The sequence below is a fragment of the Rhizobium sp. 10N427 genome, assembly GCF_056394605.1.
The window spans coordinates 76,675-95,887 of sequence record NZ_JBFTID010000008.1; the positions used below are offsets into that span (position 1 = coordinate 76,675).

Here is a 19,213-nt window from a genome sequence, read left to right on the forward strand (position 1 = left end):
TCAGGTGCGGACTGTGTTGGGCGACTTGCGGCGGGTGCTCTGCCAGTAGGCGATCATTCCCGTCAGGTTGTCCCGGAGCTGCCGGCGATAGGTCAGTCCCATCTCCTTGCTCATCGGCTGGCCGCCGATCGCTTCGCGGACAGCCTGGCGGATATCCCAGCGCAGCATGCCGCGCATGTTCGAGCGCTTGTCGAACAGATATTTCGCGTAGAGCGCACCGTTGCCGAAGGCATAGCCGGCATGCAGGCGGTGGATGTCCTCGATCTTGCGGCGGCCGTGGAAATGCTTGACCACCAACTCGGGCACATATTCAACCCGGATACCGGCATTGAAGGCGCGGTGAATGTAGTCGGTGTCCTCGCCGGAGCGGAATGCGGCGCCAGCACCGAAGCGCGGATCGAAATCGCCGACGCGATCGACCAGCGCGCGCGGGAAAACCATGTTGCAGCCATGTATGAAGCCGCCCGCATGCAGCTCGTTGTTCAGCACGGCCGGTTCCAGCTCCGTCTTGATGGTGACAGGGAGGTCGCGGGCATCGCCAAGCTCGACCCGGCCGCCGCGCATGACGATCGCATCGTCGGCAGCAAACAGAGCCGCGATGGTGGTGAAGTAGTCCGCAAACACCTCGCAGTCGTCATCCGTGAAGGCCAGCAGGTGGCCGGTTGCCGCCGCGATGCCGGAATTGCGGGCATTGGCCAGCCCCGGCAGCGTCTCATGGACAAGATTGGTGTGAAGAGGCGCGACAGCCGCCCACCGGCGAAAGACCTCGGACGTATCGTCCGTCGAGCCGTTGTCGACAAACACGAGTTCCAATTGCAAATCGCCCGCCTGCCGGGCGGCATTCGCAATGGCATCCAGGCAGTTCAACAGGCCGCCAGCCCGATTTCTCGATGAGATAATCAGGCTGATATCAACGGGCCGAGGAGGCATGCAATTTCCCCTTCTGCGATCGATGTCCGGGCCAAGATAGGTCTGATATCAGAACTCGGCAAGGACTTTTTGCAATGCAGCAAAATAGAACAGGCGCAGAAGAAACAGAAAGAATGAGGTAATTTATAGGCGAGTGAATTTTAGGTAATTAAATTCACGAATGTATTGTCAGACTATTGTAATAAATCGTGATAAGTATGGTTACAATTGCTGATTTGATATTTTCACTATCATCAGCCATTGAAATTATGGTGTAACTACGCAGGAGTTTTGCTGGAGTATAAATAGAAATATGAGAATTTTACATGATGAGAATGCCGTAAAATATCTCCCTTTCTTTGGTGCCGCTTTGCGCTGCACAATAGAGAGTTGCAGTCCGTGAAGGCCGAAGATTTAGCGCATGGCGCGCAGTGTAAGCCAAGCTTTCCGGCGGTGATCGCACCGGAAAAGCTTCCGCAAGAGTAGGGATGAAAGAACAAATTCCGTCATCGCAAGTCTTTCGCGCCGCGGCTTGCTACTGGCTTTCCTTCAACAGCCACTGCTGAATGATCGGCACGTCGGCATCGCCGAGATCGTGACCGCCGGGGATGACGTCCGAATCGACGGTCGCGCCCGAGGTTTTCAACCGTCCCTCGAGATCGTTGGCATATTTTCCATAGGCGTCGGTCTTGCCGCTGATGACGAGCAGGTCGGTGCCCTTCAGATCGGCATGCGGATAATTCGTCAGAACCGGCATGGAGCGCAGCAGAACCGCCTTATGGATCAGCGACGGGTGCAGGTAGATCAGCGAGTTCAAAAGATTCGCGCCGTTGGAATAGCCGACGAAGACGATCTTCTTCGGATCCAGCCCATAGGATTTGACCGCGCCGTCGATGAAGGCGGCAAAGGCTTCCGCTTCGCTCTTGATGTCGTCCTGGTCGAAGGAGAAGGGCGTGATCCGCTTGTACCAGCGCGGAAAGCCTTCTTCGGTCGCCCGGCCGCGCACCCCAAGCAGTGTTGCCCGCGGCGCCACCTTGTGCAGCAGCGGCATCAGCGTCGTCTCGTTGCCGCCGGAGCCGTGCAACAGCACGAAGACGCTGCCATCCGGATCCGGCGGCGTGTAGAAGCGGTGCACGAAGGGCAGATCGCGGTAGTTGACCCTTGGCTCGCCTGGCATCGAAAATTGAGGCAGCACGACCTTTAGATCCTTCAGATCCTTGATCGAATCCTTCGGGGGCAGGAAAAGCTTGGTGCCGAGCGTCGGCGCCGGCTCATCCACCAGCATGCCCGGCTTGTCGGTCGCAAGCTCGATCAGCGTGCCGCCGGGCTCGCGGACATAGAGCGATTTGAAATATTTCCGGTCATGCATGTTGGTTGCCGAGTCCATCGACGTGGCAAGCGCATCATGAACAGATGTCAGCTCGGCCTCATCCGCGGCGCGGAAAGCAACGTGATCGATCGTCCCCGTGCCCGGCGCACCGGACCAGAAGCCCTTTGCGTTGCGCACGTCCATGACATCGCCGGAATCGGAGACCAGCCTGTCGATGGCGCCCTTGTTTGCCTGGAAACGATAGCCGAAGTGGCTCTCGATGAAGGCGCGGCTGGCATCGGGCGTTTCGGTCAGCATCGTCGCGCCACGGACCCGTTGTACCGCGTGTTCGATCGGAACCGGTCCGTTTGCCCAGGCTGCGGCGCTTTTGAGCCCCTTGTTGCCGGCAAGCTTCAGGATGATGTTGTCGGGATCCTTGAGGCGCAGCACCGGCTCGCCAAATTCGTCGGACGGGCCTTCCATGCGGATCCCGAAGCTCATGGCCCGCGTCAGCCAGTAGCCGATGCTGGTCGGGTCGATTGCCAGCGCGATCTCGCTGATCTGACCGAAACCAGCGCGACCCTGCGAGCCGTCTTCCCAGGCAAGGAAAGTCAGCAGCGAGCCGGGCGTACCCTCTCCATCGCCATAGAAGAGATGCAGTTGGGTTTCGTCCTCGAAACCGGCGGTCTGCTTGACGAGCCGCATGCCGAGAAAACCGGCATAGAAATCCACATTCGCCTGCACTTTGCGGGTGATGGCGGTGATGTGATGTATGCCAGAAATCATCGAAAGCAGTCCGTATTGCTGGGGAGTGGCGAGAAGCGCCAGAACTAATGCGGATACTAAAGTCATACCAGTGCCGTTGGAGATTGCCTCGATTGTTCTACACAAAGAACTAGGGCATCGCCGCGCGGCTGCAATTCCAAACTATCGACATCTGCCAAGGCCTGTTCCAGCTGCTGCAGCGTCGGCGGTTTGATCATGTAGGCGAGAGCGCCGAGTTCCTTGGCCCTCTGCATGTCGCTCTCGTCGCTGGATGTGCTGAGGATGCAGACCGGTATCTGCTTCAGCCGGATATCGGCCGAAAGCGCGTTCAGCACCTCGAAGCCGTCCATGATCGGCATGTTGATATCGAGCAGCATCAGGTCCATCGGCGGCTGGCTGAGATCGATGGCTCGCTCCTCCAAAAGCCGCATGGCCTCGCGCCCGTTGGTCGCCACATGCAGGTTGAAGCTCACTTTCTCCCGCCGCATCAGCTTGAGCTTCAGAAGCTGTATGTCGGCGGGGCTGTCTTCGACGAGAAGCACTTCGGCAAGACGGCCCTTGGCTTCCTGAGGCTGTTCGATTGCCCGGACCGCCTGCGGCCCCGTCTGCGCTGCAGCCTCGGCGGACATGCTGTTTGCGAGCGGCAATTCGAGCACAAAGGTCGCGCCGCGTCCCGTCTTCGCCTCGCACCAGATCGCGCCGCCATGCAGCTGCGCAATGCGGCGGCAAATCGCAAGGCCAAGCCCCGTTCCTTCGATGCCGCGTCCGACCAGACGCTTGAAGGGCTGGAAGATCAGCTCCCGGTGGTCGGGATCGATGCCCGGTCCATTATCGCTGACCAGCAGACGGCAGAGCCCTCCGCCGGCAGCCGCGGCACTGACGCGCACCTGAGGGCGCTGGTCTTCGCAATAGCGGATAGCGTTGGAGATCAGGTTTTGCATCAGCTGGATCAGCAGCGTCCCGTCGCCCATCACCTCCGGCAGATCGCCGCTGACGATGGTTGCCTGCCTGCTCTCCATCTGTTGGTGCAGATTGTCCTCGACCTGCCCGAGAACGGCGGCGAGCGATACGGGCTTCAGTTCCAGTTCGCCGGAGACATCAAGCTTGGTGAAGCCTGAGACCTTGACGATCAGGTCTTCCATATGGTCGGCGGCACTCAGGATATAGTCGAGAAGCTCGCGGTCCTCGGCCGGCAGCGAAGCCGAGCCGTGCAGGATCTTGCTGAACGACTTGATGGTGCGTAGCGGCTCCTTGAGGTCGTGCGCCATCGCCCGGGTGAAGATCTCGAGCGATTGCCGCTTCTGCTCCAGCTTCTTCTCCAGCGCGCCATGCATGACGGCATTCTGGACGCAGCGGTGCAGCGTCTCGGGCGACAACGCGTCCTTGGTCAGGTAGTCGCGTGCCCCGTTCTTCATCACCTCGACGGCGACAGTCTCGTTGCCCTGTCCCGTCAGCATGATCACATTGGCGGTCGGATCGAGCTTCAGGATTTCGGCAAGCACCCCAAGTCCGTCGCGGCCGGGCAGCGAATAGTCGAGCAGGATGCAGCTTGGTCGCTTGCTGGCGGCAAGCTCCAATCCTTGGTCGCCGGTCTCGGCCTCGGCTACCACGTAGTTCGTTCCGGCGACGCGCGACAGCATCCGCCGGTAGACTTCGCGGTCGTCGATATTGTCGTCGATGATCAGTACCAGGCAGTCTTCCGCCAATCGTTCAATCCTCGTGCGGCAGGATGGCAATCTCGAACCAGTATTCCTTCAGCCGCTGGATCGCGGAGAACAGCCCGTCGAGATCGACAGGTTTTTGCACATAAGTATTGGCGCCGAGTGCATAGCAGCCTTCGATGTCGCGCTCGTCGTCCGACGTCGTCAGAATAACCACCGGGATCTTGCGCCACTGCGGATTGGATTTGATCGCCTCAAGCGTCTTGCGGCCATCGAGGCCCGGCATGTTGAGATCGAGCAGGATCAGGCCGGGGCGCGGGTTCATGCCGGCAAGCTCATCGAGCGCTTCCTGGCCCGAAGCGGCCCAGCGGATCGGGTTGCGCAGGTTGGTGCGCTTGAAGGCACGCATCGTCGCCTCGAAGTCGTCCTCGCTGTCCTCAACAATCAGGATCGGCTGCATATCACGCGGCTGCATTGTGGCCCTCTCTGTTGCTTCCCAGCGTAAAGTAGAATGTGGTGCCTGCACCCATCTCGGACTCCAGCCATATCTCGCCATTGTGGCGGCCAATGATCTTTCGCACGAAGGTCAGTCCGGCCCCGGTTCCATCATCCGAATCCTGCGATTTTTCAAGCCGTTTGAAAATCCGGAAAATGTCCTCGTAAAATTCCGTCGCGATGCCCTTGCCGTTGTCCTTGACGAAAAACACGCCGCGCGCCGTTGCACCATCTTTGCCGGTGTATTGCTCCAGATAGCCGATGGTGACCAGCGGTTCCGGCTTGTCGTTGTATTTGACGGCGTTGGTCACCAGGTTCCGGAACACCTCGGTCAGCCGCGTCGCGTCGCAGACAACCTCTGGAAGCTCTCCGTCCACCACGACCCGTGCGCGCCGCTCTTCCAGAAACACTTCCAGCGTTGCCACCACGTCCTTGATGACGAGATTGATGTCGGTGCGCTTTACGGCCAGCTGCTGGCGTCCGATGCGGGAGAAATAGAGAAGATCGTTGACGAGCTTCTCCATCCTCTGGCTGAGCCGCACCAGCCGGTTGAGACGGCGAACGCCGTCCTCGTCGAGCTGGTTTTCGTAGTCCTCGAGCAGGAAGCGTGAGTGATTGTGCAGCCCGCGCAACGGCTCCTTCAGATCGTGCGAGGCGATGTAGGCGAATTCGTCGAGATCCTGGTTGCTGCGCTCCAGATCGGCCGTATAGGCTTCGAGCTGCGCCAGCGTCGTCTTCAGACGCTCTTGCTGCTGCACCCTGTCGCTGATGTCGCGCACGATGCCGACGAATGTCCGCGCGCCGCTTGTCGGCACCACGCTGACGGACAGATCGAGCGGAAACACCACGCCATTCTTGCGGCGGCCGGACACCATGCGCGTCGTGCCTATGATCCGTTCTTCGCCGGTCTCATGGTAGTGCTGCAGATAGCGGTCATGCTCAGAGTGATAGGGCTCCGGCATCAGCATATTGATGTTCTTGCCGAGCGTTTCGGATGGCAGGTAGCCGAACATCTGCTCGGCCGCGGGATTGAAGCTGGAGATCACGCCGCGCTGATCCATGGTAATCACGGCATCCGGCGTGTTGCGCACCAGTGAGCTGAAGCGGATGCGCTCCGTCTCCAGGCTGGCGCTGTTGCGCATGTAATTGTGCACCAGATAGCCGATCAGCCACAGCAGGCCGATGGTGATCGCGCGGTTGGCAGCCTCGGGCCAGACGACCGTGTCGCTATGGTTGACGGCGAAGAAGCCGAGAAGGATGAGGACCGTGCAGACGAACGCAAGATAGAGCGGTGCGTTGCGATTGCCGAACCAGAGGGCGGTCAAAATCAGCGGCACATAAAGAATGCCGTTCGCCACCCCGAGCGGCGTATAGAGGTCGGCGAGCAGTCCGGTGAAACAGACGACGCCGGGGATCCAGAGCGGCACGCTGGCGCTGCCCTGCGGCTGGCGCCACCAGGCGGCGGCGAGCAATCCGCCGCCGAAGAACGTCACCCCGATCGATGTATGCAGCGCCATCGCCGCATAGGGACCCCAGCGATACCCCTCCTCGGCGCTGGTGACGTAAGCAGCGAAGGCGACCATGCCGAGCGTTATGATCACATAGCCCGTCAATTCCTGGAGCAGGGGAGCCCTGTCATCCTTCCAGTTCCGGCCGGCAAGCAGCGCAAGATTGCCGATCAGGAAGCAGAGCGTCGTATTCGGCCCCATACCGCCGCCGATCAGGTCGGAAAATTCCCGCGAGACGAGGAGGTTGGTCAACACGCGATCGACCATATGCGAGGTGCGACCGAGCGAGATGATCTCAGCAAACCGCGTCACGGTGATTGCCGCCACACACAGCGAGATCAGGGACGCCGCCATGTTCAGACGCTGCAGCTTCGATACCGATCCCGCCAATGCTAGACCGGAGAGCACGAAGCAGAGCGCCGTATTGAATGCCATCGCCGGAAATTCCGGCACGACGGAGACGATGACCTCGACTTCCAGCAGCCAGCCGGTGATCGCGCAGATGCCGAGAAGCGTGATGAGCGTTCCGATGGCGATCGCGGCTACGCGGTAGCGGCCCTTCTTCTGCGCTTCGTCCCTCAAGCTGGCGGCATTCCACACGCGGTCGATCCTCCTGAATTCGGGTCATCTTTTCCGAAATGGCCGAATACACAATAGGAAACGTAAGGTTGTGTACGTCTTTCCTCTGCCGATTCAGGGGAGGTTGATAACGATTCTTAGCGAAGTATCTTTATTGTCGCATCGCGAAACAGGCGGGACATCGCCGGTGGCGACCGGGTGAAGCAGCTATGCCTTTGATATTCTACATCGATGATAGCAAGGATGATCTCTTCTATCTCGATTACATGCACCGGAAGGGCGCCTTCACCGCCGAGCTTGTGTCGTTTTCCCAGGCGCAGCCGGTTTGGGAGATGCTGGAGGCGCGTCATGCCACGGGCGAGCCGCTTCCCGATCTGCTGATCGCCGATCTCTACATGCCTCTCGACGACGGTCTTGCTTTGGTGCGCAGGGTCAGCCTCGATCCCCGCTTCGCATCGGTGAAGCTTGGCATATGCAGCGGTTCGGACGCCGATGAGGACCGGGAGCGTTCGCTGGAAGCCGGCGCCCATATCTACCTGCAGAAGCCTTTGAATTTGAACGATAGTCTTCTCAATCAACTGGTGTAGGCGCCAGGTGCCCGGACACGCGGCAGCACGCTGAAACGCCAATTGACAAGGCTTGTTCAGCGTCCCAAGATACAACCAAGAGGAAGAGGAGTGATTTGAGCGCTGAGAGAGCCGACTGACCCATATTCGCCGCCACGAACTTCAGCCAACCCCTTAGCTGAATGGATCTATCGGCTCTCTCGCGCTTACTTCCGGCACTTTTCCCGCTACTCATGAGATCATGAACAACGAAAAATGCGATACCTAGGTAAGACTACGATTTCAGTATATCTGCCTTTGCATCACTTGCGGTTGAGAAATTGATGGGCTTGTTTGCCTTGGGATACTGGGAAGTCCCCGTCCCGTTATCCCCATCAACTGTCTCGGTTTTTTTGTAACTGTTCGCGTTTAGGACGTATATCCCAAGATTTCGGGATGGTGTGGAGTGACTTCTGGAAGTTTCGAGGTAAGGTTGCCGGAATGACCAATGCTGCGGCTGTTCCTTTTCATACTGGGCCCGAGCTGAACCGGGCCATCAACCGGACCGATTTCTTCCGCTTGTTCAAGGCGGCGGCGCACCACTACCATTTCGACAATTTCGTTCTGGCAAAGATTTCCGAGGCGGCAGCGCCGTTCGGAGAGCGTGAAATCGTCATCACCAACGTGGCGGAGCGGCGTGCGACGCTGTTTATCCGGACGCTGAAGGAGGCGCTGGGGGCGATCAAGGCGAAATCCGCGCAGTTCCTCACGTCCCCGGTTTTCGGCAAGAGCGCACAGCTGGAAGGCTATCCCGCCGATCTGGTGTTCAACGAATTCAACGGCAACACGTTTTTGTTGATTCCGCTCTTTACGCCTGAGGGACGGCGATACTGTCTGGTGCTCAGCGGCGTTCGCCAGGAGCCGGACCAGAGCGAGATCGCCGACGTCCTGCTTGACGTCATGCGTATCTTCGACAAGCTGTACGAGGAAATCTTGACCCAGGAAATGTCTGGACGTCTGACGCAGCGCGAAGCCGAGATCGTCAAATGGACGAGCGAAGGCAAGACCTCTGCTGAGATCGCCATCATTCTCGGTTTGTCGGAGCATACGGTGAATTCGCATATTACGGCGGCAGTCAGAAAGCTCGACGCGGTCAACCGCGTACATATGGTAGCCATAGCGCTCCGGAACGGGCTCGTTTCGTGACCGGAGGGGATGGTATGGCAGCCGAGACAAGCGCCGGGCGGACCGTGAAGGTCCTGTTCGTGGACGACGAGTTCATTGAATTCCGTTCACTGAAGAAGAAGATCGGCAGCCTCTCGGAGCCGGCCGTCGATGTCGAATACGCCCAGTCGATCGGTGACGCCCTCGAGAAGATCAAGGCTGCGCGCTACGATCTGATCCTGCTCGACAACCGTCTGCTCCCGAATGCCGATTTCCGCGAGACGGTGCCGGAACTGCGCGGCATCGGCTATACCGGCCCCATCGGCGTGATCTCGACCGATATTTCCGATGGCTATTTCCAGCAGTTCCCGGATTATGGTGTCGATTTCCGCATTGGCAAGGACGAGATGGATGCGCGGACGCTGCAATACATCATCCGCGAATACGTGACCTACGACGTCCCGGATTTCTGGAAGGACGACTACACGATCTGACGGCTCAGGCAGGCAGACGGACTTCGAAGCGGCTGCCGCTGGCGGATGATGCTGCAAGCGTCACCGTGCCGCCAAGGGCAGCGACCAGCTCACGGCAAACCGTCAAGCCAAGTCCCGGCCCGGGAACTCTTCCGGATTTCGGCAGCTTCCAGAACGCCTCGAAAATGCGTGCCTGATGCGCGGGATCGATGCCCCGGCCGTTATCGGCGACGGAAATGACAAGCTCTTCGCCATCGCGCACAGCCCCGACTTCCACCCGAAGGTCCTCTCGCTCGCCATGGGCAATCGCGTTGACGAAGAGCTGCTTCAGCACGGCCGTCAGTAAGGTGGGGTCGGTTCGCAGTTCCGGCAGCCCGCCATGAGCCAGCACGGCTTTGGTCTCTGGAAACTCCGCCGTGGCATCAGACCACGCGGTCTCAGAAGCGATTGTCAGATCCACATTCTCGCGTGCGGCCTGCGGGGTGCCCGATGCAAAAGTCATCAGCGCCTTGGTCAGCTTCTGCGCCGTTTGCACCTTTTCGAGAATGGTTGTCAGGCTTTGCTTCTCGTCGGCGCTGATCCGGCCTTCGAGATCTTCAAGCAGGATTTCCGAATACATGGCGATGTGACGGAGCGGCGACTGCAGGTCATGAGAAGCCACGGCCAGGAAGCGGCGGATCCGCTCCTCGGTGCTTTTGGTCTCTTCCGGCGTCGTGCTGGATGACATGGCGGTATCTCCCCTCGACCTTGGGAGCACCATAGAAAGCGGGCGCCGGTTCTGCAACCGGCGCCCGCCTCAAGCTTTTGTTAGCAACCAGTTTTTAGCCGATCGACTTGCGCGGCTCTGCCGGTGCCGGAGGAATGATCTCGGCTTCCGGCTTGGCATCCGCTGCCGGCTTGGCGTGGCGGCGGCGCCAGTCGCCAAGGAACAACAGGATCGGCGCCGCGATGAAGATCGACGACGCGCCGGCAACGAGAATGCCGAACACCATCGGGATCGCGAAGCTTTCGACGGCACTGCCGCCCCAGATTGCCATCGGCAGCAGCGCGAGGAAGGCCGTCGCGTTGGTGTAGAGGCTTCGGGCCAGCGTCTCGTTGATTGAACGGTCGATGATCTCGCGCAGCGGCATCGACTTGTAGAGACGCATGTTTTCACGCATGCGGTCGTAGACGACGACCTTATCGTTCACCGAGTAGCCGACAAGCGTCAGGATCGCGGCGATGGCGGTCAGGTTGAAGTCCAGGCCCGTCAGCGCGAAGAAGCCGATGGCCTTGGTCACGTCGAGAACGAGCGTGACGATGGCGCCGACCGCAAACGGCCATTCGAAGCGCGCCCAGATATAGGCGAGCATTGCCAGGCTGGCGATGACAACGGACAGGATGCCGGCCCATGCGAGTTCGCCAGAGACCTTCGGGCCTATGACGTCGGTGCCAGTCACCGTCGCCGACGGATCGATCTTGACGATCTCGTTCTTCAGCTTCTCGACAGCAACGGTCTGGGCTTCTTCGCCGCCGTCCTGGCGCTGTGCGCGCACGGCCATGGTGTTGTTGTCACCATAGGACTGCAGGGAGACTTCGCCGAGGCCAAGGCTGTTCAGACCTTCGCGGAACTTGCCGAGATCGGCCGCCTCGGTCGTCTTGACCGACATCTGGATACCACCACGGAAGTCGACGCCGTAGTTGAGGCCAGGATGGATGAAGAGGATGACGGATGCGATCGACAGCAGCGCCGAGACGCTGACGCCGAAGAAGCGTGCCTTCATGAACTGGATGTGGCGGCCATAGGGGTTGAACATCATCGGCAGCAGCGGCTTGATGTTCAGAACCTTCAGCTTCTGGCGGCGGGTAATCTCGATCATCGTGACGCGAACGAAGGCGACCGAGGTGAACATCGAGATGATCAGGCCGAGTGCCATGGTAACGGCGAAGCCGCGGACCGGGCCGGAGCCGAACCAGAACAGGATGGCGGCGGCAATCAGCGCTGTCATGTTGCCGTCGATAATCGTGGAGTAGGCGCGGCGGAAGCCGGTGTCGATAGCGGCAAAGGCGCTCTTGCCCTTGCGCGTTTCTTCGCGGATGCGCTCGTTGATCAGAACGTTCGCGTCAACGGCCAGACCGATGCCGAGCACGATACCGGCAATACCCGGCAGTGTCAGCGTCGCGCCGACCAGCGTCAGGGCCGAGAAGGTCAGGATCGTGTGGATCAGCAGGGCGAAGTTCGCGAGGAAGCCCCACTTGCCGTAGAGGACGAAGATGAAGAGGGCGACGAGGACGAAGCCGACGATGCCCGAATAGATACCCATGCGGATCGCATCGGCGCCGAGGTCGGCGCCGACGGTGCGCTCTTCGATGACGGTCAGCTTGGCGGGCAGGGCGCCGGCGCGCAGCATGGCTGCAAGCGTCGTTGCGGTATCCGCCGAGAAGCTGCCGGAAATCTGGCCGGAGCCGCCGGTGATCGGTTCGCGGATGACCGGGGCGCTCAGCACCTTGTCGTCGAGAACGATGGCGAAGGGATTGCCGACATTCTGGCGGGTGATATCGGCAAAGCGGGTTGCGCCGGCGCTGTCGAAGCGGAAGCTGACGATCGGCTCATGCGTGTTCGGGTCGAAGCCGACACGGGCATCCGAGAGGCGGTCGCCGGAGATTTCGACACGGTCGAGAACCGGATAGCTCTCGCCCTTGTCGTCCTTCAGCATGGTCACACCAGGACCCGGCTGGTTGTTCGGGGCGAGCATGTGGAACGACATCTTAGCAGTCGAGCCGAGGAGCTGGCGCAGACGCGACGGATCCTGCGCGCCCGGAAGCTGCACGAGAACGCGGTTCGCGCCGATGCGCTGGATCGTCGGTTCGGCCACGCCAACCTGGTCGACGCGCTGGCGAATGACTTCAAGGCTCTGCTGGACAGCGGAATCGACATGGCTCGCGAGACCGGCCGGCGAGAAGGCGACGATCACGTTGCCGCCGTTGGTCGTGACCGAAAGATCGGACTGACCGGCGCTGAGGCCTGTGCTGATCGGGTTGCCGAGCGTCTGCAGCTGGGTAACGGCTGCGCCGCTCTGTTCCGGATCAACCGGGGTGACAACGATCTGGTTGTTGTTGAGAACGATCGACTTCGTCTGGATGCTCTTCTCGCGCAGAACGCGGCGGGCGTCCTGCAGCAGGGTCTGCAGCCGTTCCTTGGTCAGGTCGGCTTCGTCGACTTCGAGAACGAGGTGCGAGCCACCGCGAAGGTCGAGGCCGAGGGAGACCTGGCTATGCGGCAGCCAGGCCGGCAGCTTGCTGAGGGTACTTTGCGACAGCACGTTCGGCAGCGCGATGATGAGGCCGAGCACGATGATCACCGAATAGGTGAACACCAGCCATGGTGAATTGCGCATTCTATCTGATCCTTGAATAAAAGTAGGCCGGCGCAAGGCGCTGGCTGTGTCTCTGCATGTTCTTGAAGCGCGAGTGGCGCGGAAAATCAGGCGAGCGGCGGTGCGCGAGGCTGATGGGCCGCCGTGGCGGCGGGCCGGGTGGCCGTATCGGTGACGCCCGCAGTCGCAGGTGCCGGCCATTCGGCGAATTCGAGATGCGGAAGAAGCGGCAGCGCGGCTGCATCGGAATCGTGCAGCGTCTGCTTCGGCGCGATCTTGCGGTCGGTAGCAAGCAGTCCGCGAACGGCTTCACGCGCCGTCAGCTGCAGCGGCTGCGTTTCCTTCCCAGGTGCACTCAACGCATTGTTGGTCTGGGAATCGGGTCCGAGAATGAGGTTGCCGCCAAGCAGCAGGCCAAGATAAGCAAAGATTGCAAGCACGAGGGAAACGGCGATGCGAGCGCTCAGGCGGCGCGCATCCGGCATTCCCTCATCATTCCTTGCGATCTCGCTCTCAAACCGGCTCAAAAGCGCAAAAACCCGTCATTCTTTCGCTGGCGGCTCTGTGACCGCTGGCGGAATTGTATCAGTCTCCGGCCCATCTTCATAGGCTGGACTGTCATGATGCACTTGAGCCAGCCGGTCAACCATTCCCATGGCGATTTCTCGTTCGCCCATGATCACGGTATCGGCGCCATACTGCTTCAACGCCTCGACCTCTGCATCCGAATGGGCGCGCGCGACGATGAGGATGGACGGGTTGACCGCGCGGCCAAGCTCGGCGACGTGGCATGCCTCAAAGGCGTTCGGAATGGCGATGACAAGGCTGCGAGCGCCCGTCAGGTTGGCTAGATCGAGCACTTCGCGAGCGGCGGCGTTGCCCATCACGGTTTCCACGCCCTGTGCCTTCAGCTCCTCGATCCGCTTTTCCGCATCCTCGATGACAAGGAAAGGCGTGCCCGAGGATTTGAGGTTCTGACCGACGATGCTGCCGACGCGGCCATAACCGACAAGGATAGCGTGGCCGGACAGTGCCGTTGGAAGGACCTCGTCTTCGGGCTCGGCGGGTTCGGCCGGTGCGGCCTCTACAGGTGCTTCCTCGCGTTTCGGCCGCTCCAGCAACGGCTTGATGCGATCGCAGAGATAGAAAAGCGCCGGATTGAGGATGATCGAGATGATCGCACCTGCAAGGATCAGGTCGCGGCCTTCTTCCGGCAGCAGGCCGAGATCGACGCCGAGAGCCGCCAGAATGAAGGAGAATTCGCCGATCTGACCAAGGCTTGCGGAAATCGTCAGCGCGGTGCTCACGGATTTCCGGAACAGCAGCACGATCAACAATGCTGCAACCGATTTGCCGATGACGATGATGAAAACGGTGGCCAGAACCGGCAGCGGCTTTTCGATCAGGATGTTCGGATCGAACAGCATGCCGACGGAAACGAAGAATAGAACCGCGAAAGCGTCGCGCAGCGGCAGGCTTTCCTGGGCGGCGCGGTGGCTGAGCTCGCTTTCGGCGAGAACCATGCCGGCGAAGAAGGCGCCGAGCGCCAGCGACACGCCAAACATCTTCGAGGCGCCGAAAGCCACGCCGAGCGCGATGGCGAGAACGCCGAGGCGGAAGAGCTCGCGCGAGCCGGTGTGGGCGATGCGATGCATCGTCCAGGGGATGAGCTTGCGTCCGAAGATCAGCATCAGCGCCACGAACAGCGCTACTTTGACCAGCGTCATGCCGATGATGCCGCCAATGCCGAGATCGAGGCCAAGCAGACGGTTGAGACCAGCGGACAGTGGCTCGACTGTCGCATGCTCGCCGCCACCGATGCTGGCGGCAGCCGGGATGAGTACGAGCGCCAGAACCATCGCAAGGTCTTCGACGATCAGCCAGCCGACGGCGATCTTGCCGCGCTCCGTCTCGACGAGCCGCCGCTCCTGCAATGCTTTGAGAAGGACGACTGTCGAGGCGACGGAGAGAGCGAGACCGAAGACCAGACTGCCGCCCGTCGGCCAGCCCATCAGCCAGCCCAGACCCCAGCCGAGTAGTGTCGCAAAACCGATCTGCGCGATCGCGCCGGGAACCGCGATGCCGCGAACGGAGAGGAGGTCTTTCAGCGAGAAATGCAGACCGACGCCGAACATCAGCAGAATAACGCCGATTTCGGCAAGTTCGGGCGCAAGATTCTGGTCAGCCACATAACCAGGCGTGTGCGGGCCAACGAGGATACCGGCGAGCAGGTAACCCACGAGCGGCGGCAATTTCAGCCTGTTGGCAATGGCGCCGAAGATAAACGCCAGCACGAGACCCCCGACAATTGTCGAAATCAAAGGTGTATCGTGCGGCATCGCAATCTCCCGATCTGGCATTCCCGTTCAAAACATGACATATATGGCTTATGTTGACCAATATGGGTGACTTAAAATCATGGGTCAAGGCGCGAAAGAAACAATTCTGACGCCTGCTTTATGCCGCGCAGCACGTGGCCTGCTCGATTGGACGCAGAGCGACCTTGCAGACAAGGCCGCGGTCTCGCGCAGCACGATACGCGACTACGAGGGACGGCACCACGAAATCCATAGGGCGACCGAGGCACAGCTGCGCCTCGCCTTCGAGGATGGCGGCGTGAAATTCGTCGATGTCGAGGGGGCGGGGACCGGCCTATGCCTGCCCCCGCGAAATGCCGATTAAGCTATCTGCTAGGATTGCTTGTCAAAGCAGGTGCCCGGCGTCTTGTAGGCATAGATAGTCTTGCCGCGATAGTAGCCATTGGCTGGCTGCCAGCTCTTCACGAGCTCAGCGGTGCCGCCATTGGTGCAGGTGAGTTCGTAACGGCTGACGAACAGCACCGGCTCCTGAGATCCCGCGGGCAGGGCAAAATTCTGCTCGTAGTAGCTCTTCGGGAAATCGGCCGGCGGCCGGGCGTATACCTTCACCGGATCGGCGCGCAGCGTGTGGAACATGTCGGCGATGAAATCACGGTTGTCGGTGACGATTGCCGCGGCGCCCGCCTGCTTCGCCAGCTCGGCGGCCTCGCGGCTGATATCGGCACGGCCGAGATAGCGTTTCATGATCTCATTGCCGCCGGGCAGCACCAGTTGATGCGCGAAGATCGTCGCCAGCGGGAAGACGATGCTCGCAAATGCGCCGATGCCGAGCGAAATCTTGAGGCCCTTCGGCCATAGCTGCGCAAGGATGGAGACGGCAAGCACGGTGCCAGCGACATAGGCCGTGACGCCCCAGTTCGCCTCGGCCTTGGCGACGAAAGCCTGCAGCGTGATCAGGAAGACCACCGGCAGCGAGAACCAGATGAGCAGTTTCTCGGTTTCGCCGCTTCTGCCTCTGATCATCCGCCACGCCGCCCAGAGCATCGCGAAAAAGATGATCGGTCCGACGACGCCGAATTGTGCGGCGAAGAACTCGCCGGCTCCGGCGAAGTCGAGCTTCATCTGATCCCATTTGGCGATGTCTTCGGTGTGGCGAACGGTGGTCGCATCATGCGTGAAGTTCCACCAGAGGTTCGGCGCCGCAAAAACAAGCGCCGTCACCACGGAAATGAAGAAGTCGCGCCAGGCGATACGCGCGGCCGGCACGAAAAGCAGGGCGATGAGCCCGCCGGGAACGACGAAAAGGATCGCGTATTTGGATAGGAACGAGCATCCGAACGCCGCCCCCATCAAAAGCGCCAGGCCGACCGACGGCTTTTTCGTCAGGCCCGCATAGGCCAAGAGGCCGATCGTCATGAAGAACAGCAGCACGACGTCGGTGGAGAAGAACACGGACGACAGCGCCACCGCAGGCATCGTCACATAGATCGCGCCCGTCCAGCCTTCGATCTCGGGCCCCACGAAGTGCTTGGCAAGCTTCATCAGCAAAACGGCGGTTGCCGCATGCACGATCGGGCCGCCGACACGCACCCAGAAGATATCGCTCGACCCGCCGAGAGCAGTGAAGGCGCGGATGAACCAGGCGATCATTGGCGGCTTCGAGTAGTAACCGAAATCGAGATTTTGCGACCAGAACCAGTATTGCGCCTCGTCGACGAAGAAATCCGTCGTGTCGAAATGCAACGTCACGATGCGCCACAAGGTGACGGCAAGAATGATGAAAAGGCCGGTTCTGGCTGACATATGGTACTTCCGCTGGTTAAGGCGCCTGCCATACATCAGCCGGGCAGGGCTGCCAACAAGGGCAGCTCAGAAAGCCGCACTATGCCGCAGCGAAAGGCTTTTCAGAGAACGCGCAGATCGCTTGAGCCGCGGCGTGCTTCGATTTGATCGAGCAGGGCAACGGCGGCCAGCGTAGCGATTGCGATGAGGCAGGATCCCAGTCCGAGAACAATCATTGCTCTATCCTTAACGACATCATGTCATGTCTTAAGGGTGGGATATAACACAAAGCTTGCGCAGGACTTGTAGCATGCCTGCAACTCCTTGGGACTATTTCGTTTGTAGGCTCAGGAATGCTTTTAAAAGCTTGGCTGATTAAAATCCGCATTAACCTTCAAGCAAGGAATTAACCATAAACATTGCGATACACGTCGGAATGGGAAATGTTGCTCGTTCCCACCAGGCATGACGCCGTCCCGCCGTACCGGCTCGATCCGGTATCCATCTCTTTTCCGAAACAGATTTCTGTTGATGGGAGACGCCTGTTCTCCGGCCATATGCCGGTGACAAGGGCCTCCCTGCATTGTGCTCGTCGGATGGAGCAAAACGGTTTTTTCACCGGACAAGGTCCGGATGTTGTTGGGGACAGGCATTGCGGCAGGATATGCCATCAGATCAGGCCAAGGGCGCACAGGCAGGCAGCCTCCGCGACCGCCTGCGCTTTGCCGGCCTCGATGCCGAGCAATGCGAGCTTGTCCGCCGTCACCGCCCGCTGCTCGAAGGCCAGCTGAAGAGCGGCCTGCGCGATCTCTTTCAGCGCTTCCAGGCTTTCCCTGATGCGGCAGAGAATTTTCAGAACGACCGCCAGCTCGACCGGCTGCACGACCTGCAATCGTCGCACTGGGATGTGCTGACCGATGCCCGGTTCGACAGTCTCTATGCCGAGCGCGTCAAGGTCCTGTCCGATACCGAAAGCAAGATGGGCCTCGACCCGCGCTGGCACGTCGCCGGTCACGGCGTCATGCTGGAACATCTGATCTCGGGCCTCGCGGGCGATCTTGCCGGCAAGCCGCTGCTTCCAGGTGCAAAGCGTCGCGCCAGGGAAATCACCGGGATGATGACCGCGATCATCCGCCTGGTCATGGTCGATGTCGAAATCGCCGTGTCGCTTCGCTTCAATGCTTTGCGTGCATCGCAGGCACACCTGCTCTCGGAACAACGAGCCAAGGACAAGCAAGACGTCGCCCGCATTTTCGCCGATGTCATCGACGGTCTCGTCGCCCGCGATCTCACGGTGCGCGCACCTGTCGAGACTGACGGCGCTCATGCCGAAATTGCCGCCGCTCTCAATGGTGCGCTCGACACCCTGCAGGCAGAATTCACGCAAATCTCCGACCGGACACAGAGAGCAGAGCTATCGACGCGCTCGCTCTCCGATGTCTCGAAGGGGTTTGCTGGACGCGCTGCCGGGCAAGCTGACGAGCTGCAGTCGTCGGCCGCTGCACTGCAGGCCATCGCCGAAAGCGTCCGCCAGGGTGCAGCGGGAAGCCGCGCTGCCGAACAGGCCGCAGCCTCGACGCGTGTTGCCGCCGAGGAAAGTGGAGCTGTCGTCGGCCGGGCGATATCCGCCATGGCCGATATCGAGCAGTCGGCGGAAAAGATCGGCCAGATCATCGGCACGATCGACGAGATTGCCTTCCAGACCAACCTTCTGGCGCTCAATGCCGGTATCGAAGCGGCGCGTGCCGGTGACTCCGGCCGCGGCTTTGCCGTCGTCGCTCAGGAAGTCCGGGCTCTGGCGCAACGTTCGGCGGAAGCAGCCCGTGAAATCAAGACGCTGGTCTCTACCACCAAGGCGCAGGTCGATGCCGGCGTACAGATGGTCGGCCGCACGCAGGATTCGATCGGCAGCATCGTCCGCCAGGTCACCGGCATCAACGAGGCGATCACCACGATTGCAGCAAACACAGGTGAGCATGCGGCGAGCCTCGATGCGCTGACCGGTGACGTGAAAAGCCTCGGGGCCGATGTTGCGGCAAGCGCAGGCGTTGCCCGCAATTCGGCCGATGGCGCCGACCATCTGCATACCGTCATCCTGGAGCTCGGCCAGACGATCCGCGAATTCCGTATCGCTCGCGAAAATGCGCAGCCGGTGCGCCAGCAGATCGCCCGTCCGGCGGTCCAGCCGCGTGTCGAGATCGCCGCCCGGCCGGTGACGCTCGACGAGCAATACGACAACGAAGATTTCGGTTTTTCCCGCCAGGTTTCAGGCCTCGGAGGGCGGAATGTTTACTAACCTATCTGAATATGAGGGCCGCTCGCATTCGAGAGCGGGACACAAGGAAACAA

At 60.4% G+C, this 19,213-nt stretch carries 15 protein-coding genes; 5 read left to right on the plus strand and 10 right to left on the minus strand.

Annotation, left to right across the window (positions count from 1 at the left end; translation table 11 throughout):
- From AC1DIJ_RS18365 to AC1DIJ_RS18385, 5 genes are all read right to left on the minus strand, one after another.
- The gene (locus AC1DIJ_RS18365; RefSeq protein ID WP_112387560.1) at positions 1-930 is read right to left on the minus strand and encodes a glycosyltransferase family A protein; all 930 of its coding nucleotides are present in this window, start codon (positions 928-930) and stop codon (positions 1-3) included.
- Between the two features lie 514 nt (positions 931-1,444).
- Positions 1,445-3,004 carry a VOC family protein gene (locus tag AC1DIJ_RS18370; RefSeq protein WP_112387561.1) on the minus strand — a complete coding sequence of 520 codons (1,560 nt, stop codon included), beginning with the start codon at positions 3,002-3,004 and terminating at the stop codon, positions 1,445-1,447.
- A gap of 62 nt (positions 3,005-3,066) precedes the next feature.
- Entirely contained in the window at positions 3,067-4,689 is a 1,623-nt protein-coding gene (locus AC1DIJ_RS18375; protein WP_112387562.1) for a response regulator, read from the minus strand.
- 4 nt (positions 4,690-4,693) lie between these two features.
- Positions 4,694-5,119 carry a response regulator gene (locus AC1DIJ_RS18380; RefSeq protein WP_112387563.1) on the minus strand — a complete coding sequence of 142 codons (426 nt, stop codon included), beginning with the start codon at positions 5,117-5,119 and terminating at the stop codon, positions 4,694-4,696.
- A complete protein-coding gene (locus AC1DIJ_RS18385) occupies positions 5,106-7,247 on the minus strand; it encodes a PAS domain-containing sensor histidine kinase (RefSeq protein WP_112387564.1) in 2,142 nt (713 codons plus the stop codon). The genes AC1DIJ_RS18380 and AC1DIJ_RS18385 overlap by 14 nt, the downstream gene beginning before the upstream one ends.
- A gap of 188 nt (positions 7,248-7,435) precedes the next feature.
- Between AC1DIJ_RS18385 and AC1DIJ_RS18390 the strand changes: the two genes are divergently transcribed.
- The 3 genes from AC1DIJ_RS18390 (at position 7,436) to AC1DIJ_RS18400 (ending at position 9,429) form a co-directional block, all read left to right on the plus strand.
- A complete protein-coding gene (locus AC1DIJ_RS18390; RefSeq protein WP_112387565.1) occupies positions 7,436-7,813 on the plus strand; it encodes a response regulator in 378 nt (125 codons plus the stop codon).
- Positions 7,814-8,272: 459 nt separating this feature from the next.
- Positions 8,273-8,977 (plus strand): response regulator transcription factor, encoded by a 705-nt coding sequence (locus tag AC1DIJ_RS18395; RefSeq protein ID WP_112387566.1) that lies wholly within the window; start codon positions 8,273-8,275, stop codon positions 8,975-8,977.
- Between the two features lie 14 nt (positions 8,978-8,991).
- The gene (locus AC1DIJ_RS18400; RefSeq protein ID WP_112387567.1) at positions 8,992-9,429 is read left to right on the plus strand and encodes a response regulator; all 438 of its coding nucleotides are present in this window, start codon (positions 8,992-8,994) and stop codon (positions 9,427-9,429) included.
- Between the two features lie 4 nt (positions 9,430-9,433).
- Here the strand turns inward: AC1DIJ_RS18400 and AC1DIJ_RS18405 are convergent, their stop codons facing one another.
- From AC1DIJ_RS18405 to ybaL, 4 genes are all read right to left on the minus strand, one after another.
- Complete coding sequence (locus AC1DIJ_RS18405; RefSeq protein WP_112387568.1) at positions 9,434-10,135, minus strand: ATP-binding protein; 702 nt, start codon at positions 10,133-10,135, stop codon at positions 9,434-9,436.
- Between the two features lie 94 nt (positions 10,136-10,229).
- Positions 10,230-12,785 (minus strand): protein translocase subunit SecD, encoded by a 2,556-nt coding sequence (gene secD / locus AC1DIJ_RS18410; RefSeq protein WP_112387569.1) that lies wholly within the window; start codon positions 12,783-12,785, stop codon positions 10,230-10,232.
- Between the two features lie 86 nt (positions 12,786-12,871).
- A complete protein-coding gene (locus AC1DIJ_RS18415; protein WP_310292980.1) occupies positions 12,872-13,249 on the minus strand; it encodes a hypothetical protein in 378 nt (125 codons plus the stop codon).
- A gap of 57 nt (positions 13,250-13,306) precedes the next feature.
- Complete coding sequence (gene ybaL / locus AC1DIJ_RS18420; protein ID WP_112387571.1) at positions 13,307-15,103, minus strand: YbaL family putative K(+) efflux transporter; 1,797 nt, start codon at positions 15,101-15,103, stop codon at positions 13,307-13,309.
- A 79-nt stretch (positions 15,104-15,182) separates the two neighbouring features.
- Between ybaL and AC1DIJ_RS18425 the strand changes: the two genes are divergently transcribed.
- A complete protein-coding gene (locus tag AC1DIJ_RS18425) occupies positions 15,183-15,446 on the plus strand; it encodes a helix-turn-helix domain-containing protein (RefSeq protein ID WP_112387572.1) in 264 nt (87 codons plus the stop codon).
- Between the two features lie 8 nt (positions 15,447-15,454).
- On the opposite strand, the gene AC1DIJ_RS18430 is transcribed toward AC1DIJ_RS18425, so the two are convergent.
- Entirely contained in the window at positions 15,455-16,885 is a 1,431-nt protein-coding gene (locus AC1DIJ_RS18430) for a glycosyltransferase family 39 protein (RefSeq protein WP_112387573.1), read from the minus strand.
- A gap of 643 nt (positions 16,886-17,528) precedes the next feature.
- Here AC1DIJ_RS18430 and AC1DIJ_RS18435 point away from each other — a divergent pair.
- The gene (locus tag AC1DIJ_RS18435) at positions 17,529-19,160 is read left to right on the plus strand and encodes a globin-coupled sensor protein (RefSeq protein WP_112387574.1); all 1,632 of its coding nucleotides are present in this window, start codon (positions 17,529-17,531) and stop codon (positions 19,158-19,160) included.
- The last annotated feature ends 53 nt before the right edge of the window (positions 19,161-19,213 follow it).

Excerpts from the sequence above, each read along its gene's own strand:
- AC1DIJ_RS18380 (WP_112387563.1), bottom strand. The coding sequence starts at position 5,119 with ATGCAGCCGCGTGATATGCAGCCGATCCTGATTGTTGAGGACAGCGAG.
- ybaL (WP_112387571.1), bottom strand. The coding sequence starts at position 15,103 with ATGCCGCACGATACACCTTTGATTTCGACAATTGTCGGGGGTCTCGTG.
- AC1DIJ_RS18395 (WP_112387566.1), top strand. The coding sequence starts at position 8,273 with ATGACCAATGCTGCGGCTGTTCCTTTTCATACTGGGCCCGAGCTGAAC.
- AC1DIJ_RS18415 (WP_310292980.1), bottom strand. The coding sequence starts at position 13,249 with ATGCCGGATGCGCGCCGCCTGAGCGCTCGCATCGCCGTTTCCCTCGTG.
- AC1DIJ_RS18430 (WP_112387573.1), bottom strand. The coding sequence starts at position 16,885 with ATGTCAGCCAGAACCGGCCTTTTCATCATTCTTGCCGTCACCTTGTGG.
- AC1DIJ_RS18390 (WP_112387565.1), top strand. The coding sequence starts at position 7,436 with ATGCCTTTGATATTCTACATCGATGATAGCAAGGATGATCTCTTCTAT.
- AC1DIJ_RS18405 (WP_112387568.1), bottom strand. The coding sequence starts at position 10,135 with ATGTCATCCAGCACGACGCCGGAAGAGACCAAAAGCACCGAGGAGCGG.
- AC1DIJ_RS18400 (WP_112387567.1), top strand. The coding sequence starts at position 8,992 with ATGGCAGCCGAGACAAGCGCCGGGCGGACCGTGAAGGTCCTGTTCGTG.
- AC1DIJ_RS18435 (WP_112387574.1), top strand. The coding sequence starts at position 17,529 with ATGCCATCAGATCAGGCCAAGGGCGCACAGGCAGGCAGCCTCCGCGAC.
- AC1DIJ_RS18365 (WP_112387560.1), bottom strand. The coding sequence starts at position 930 with ATGCCTCCTCGGCCCGTTGATATCAGCCTGATTATCTCATCGAGAAAT.
- secD (WP_112387569.1), bottom strand. The coding sequence starts at position 12,785 with ATGCGCAATTCACCATGGCTGGTGTTCACCTATTCGGTGATCATCGTG.
- AC1DIJ_RS18425 (WP_112387572.1), top strand. The coding sequence starts at position 15,183 with ATGGGTCAAGGCGCGAAAGAAACAATTCTGACGCCTGCTTTATGCCGC.
- AC1DIJ_RS18370 (WP_112387561.1), bottom strand. The coding sequence starts at position 3,004 with ATGATTTCTGGCATACATCACATCACCGCCATCACCCGCAAAGTGCAG.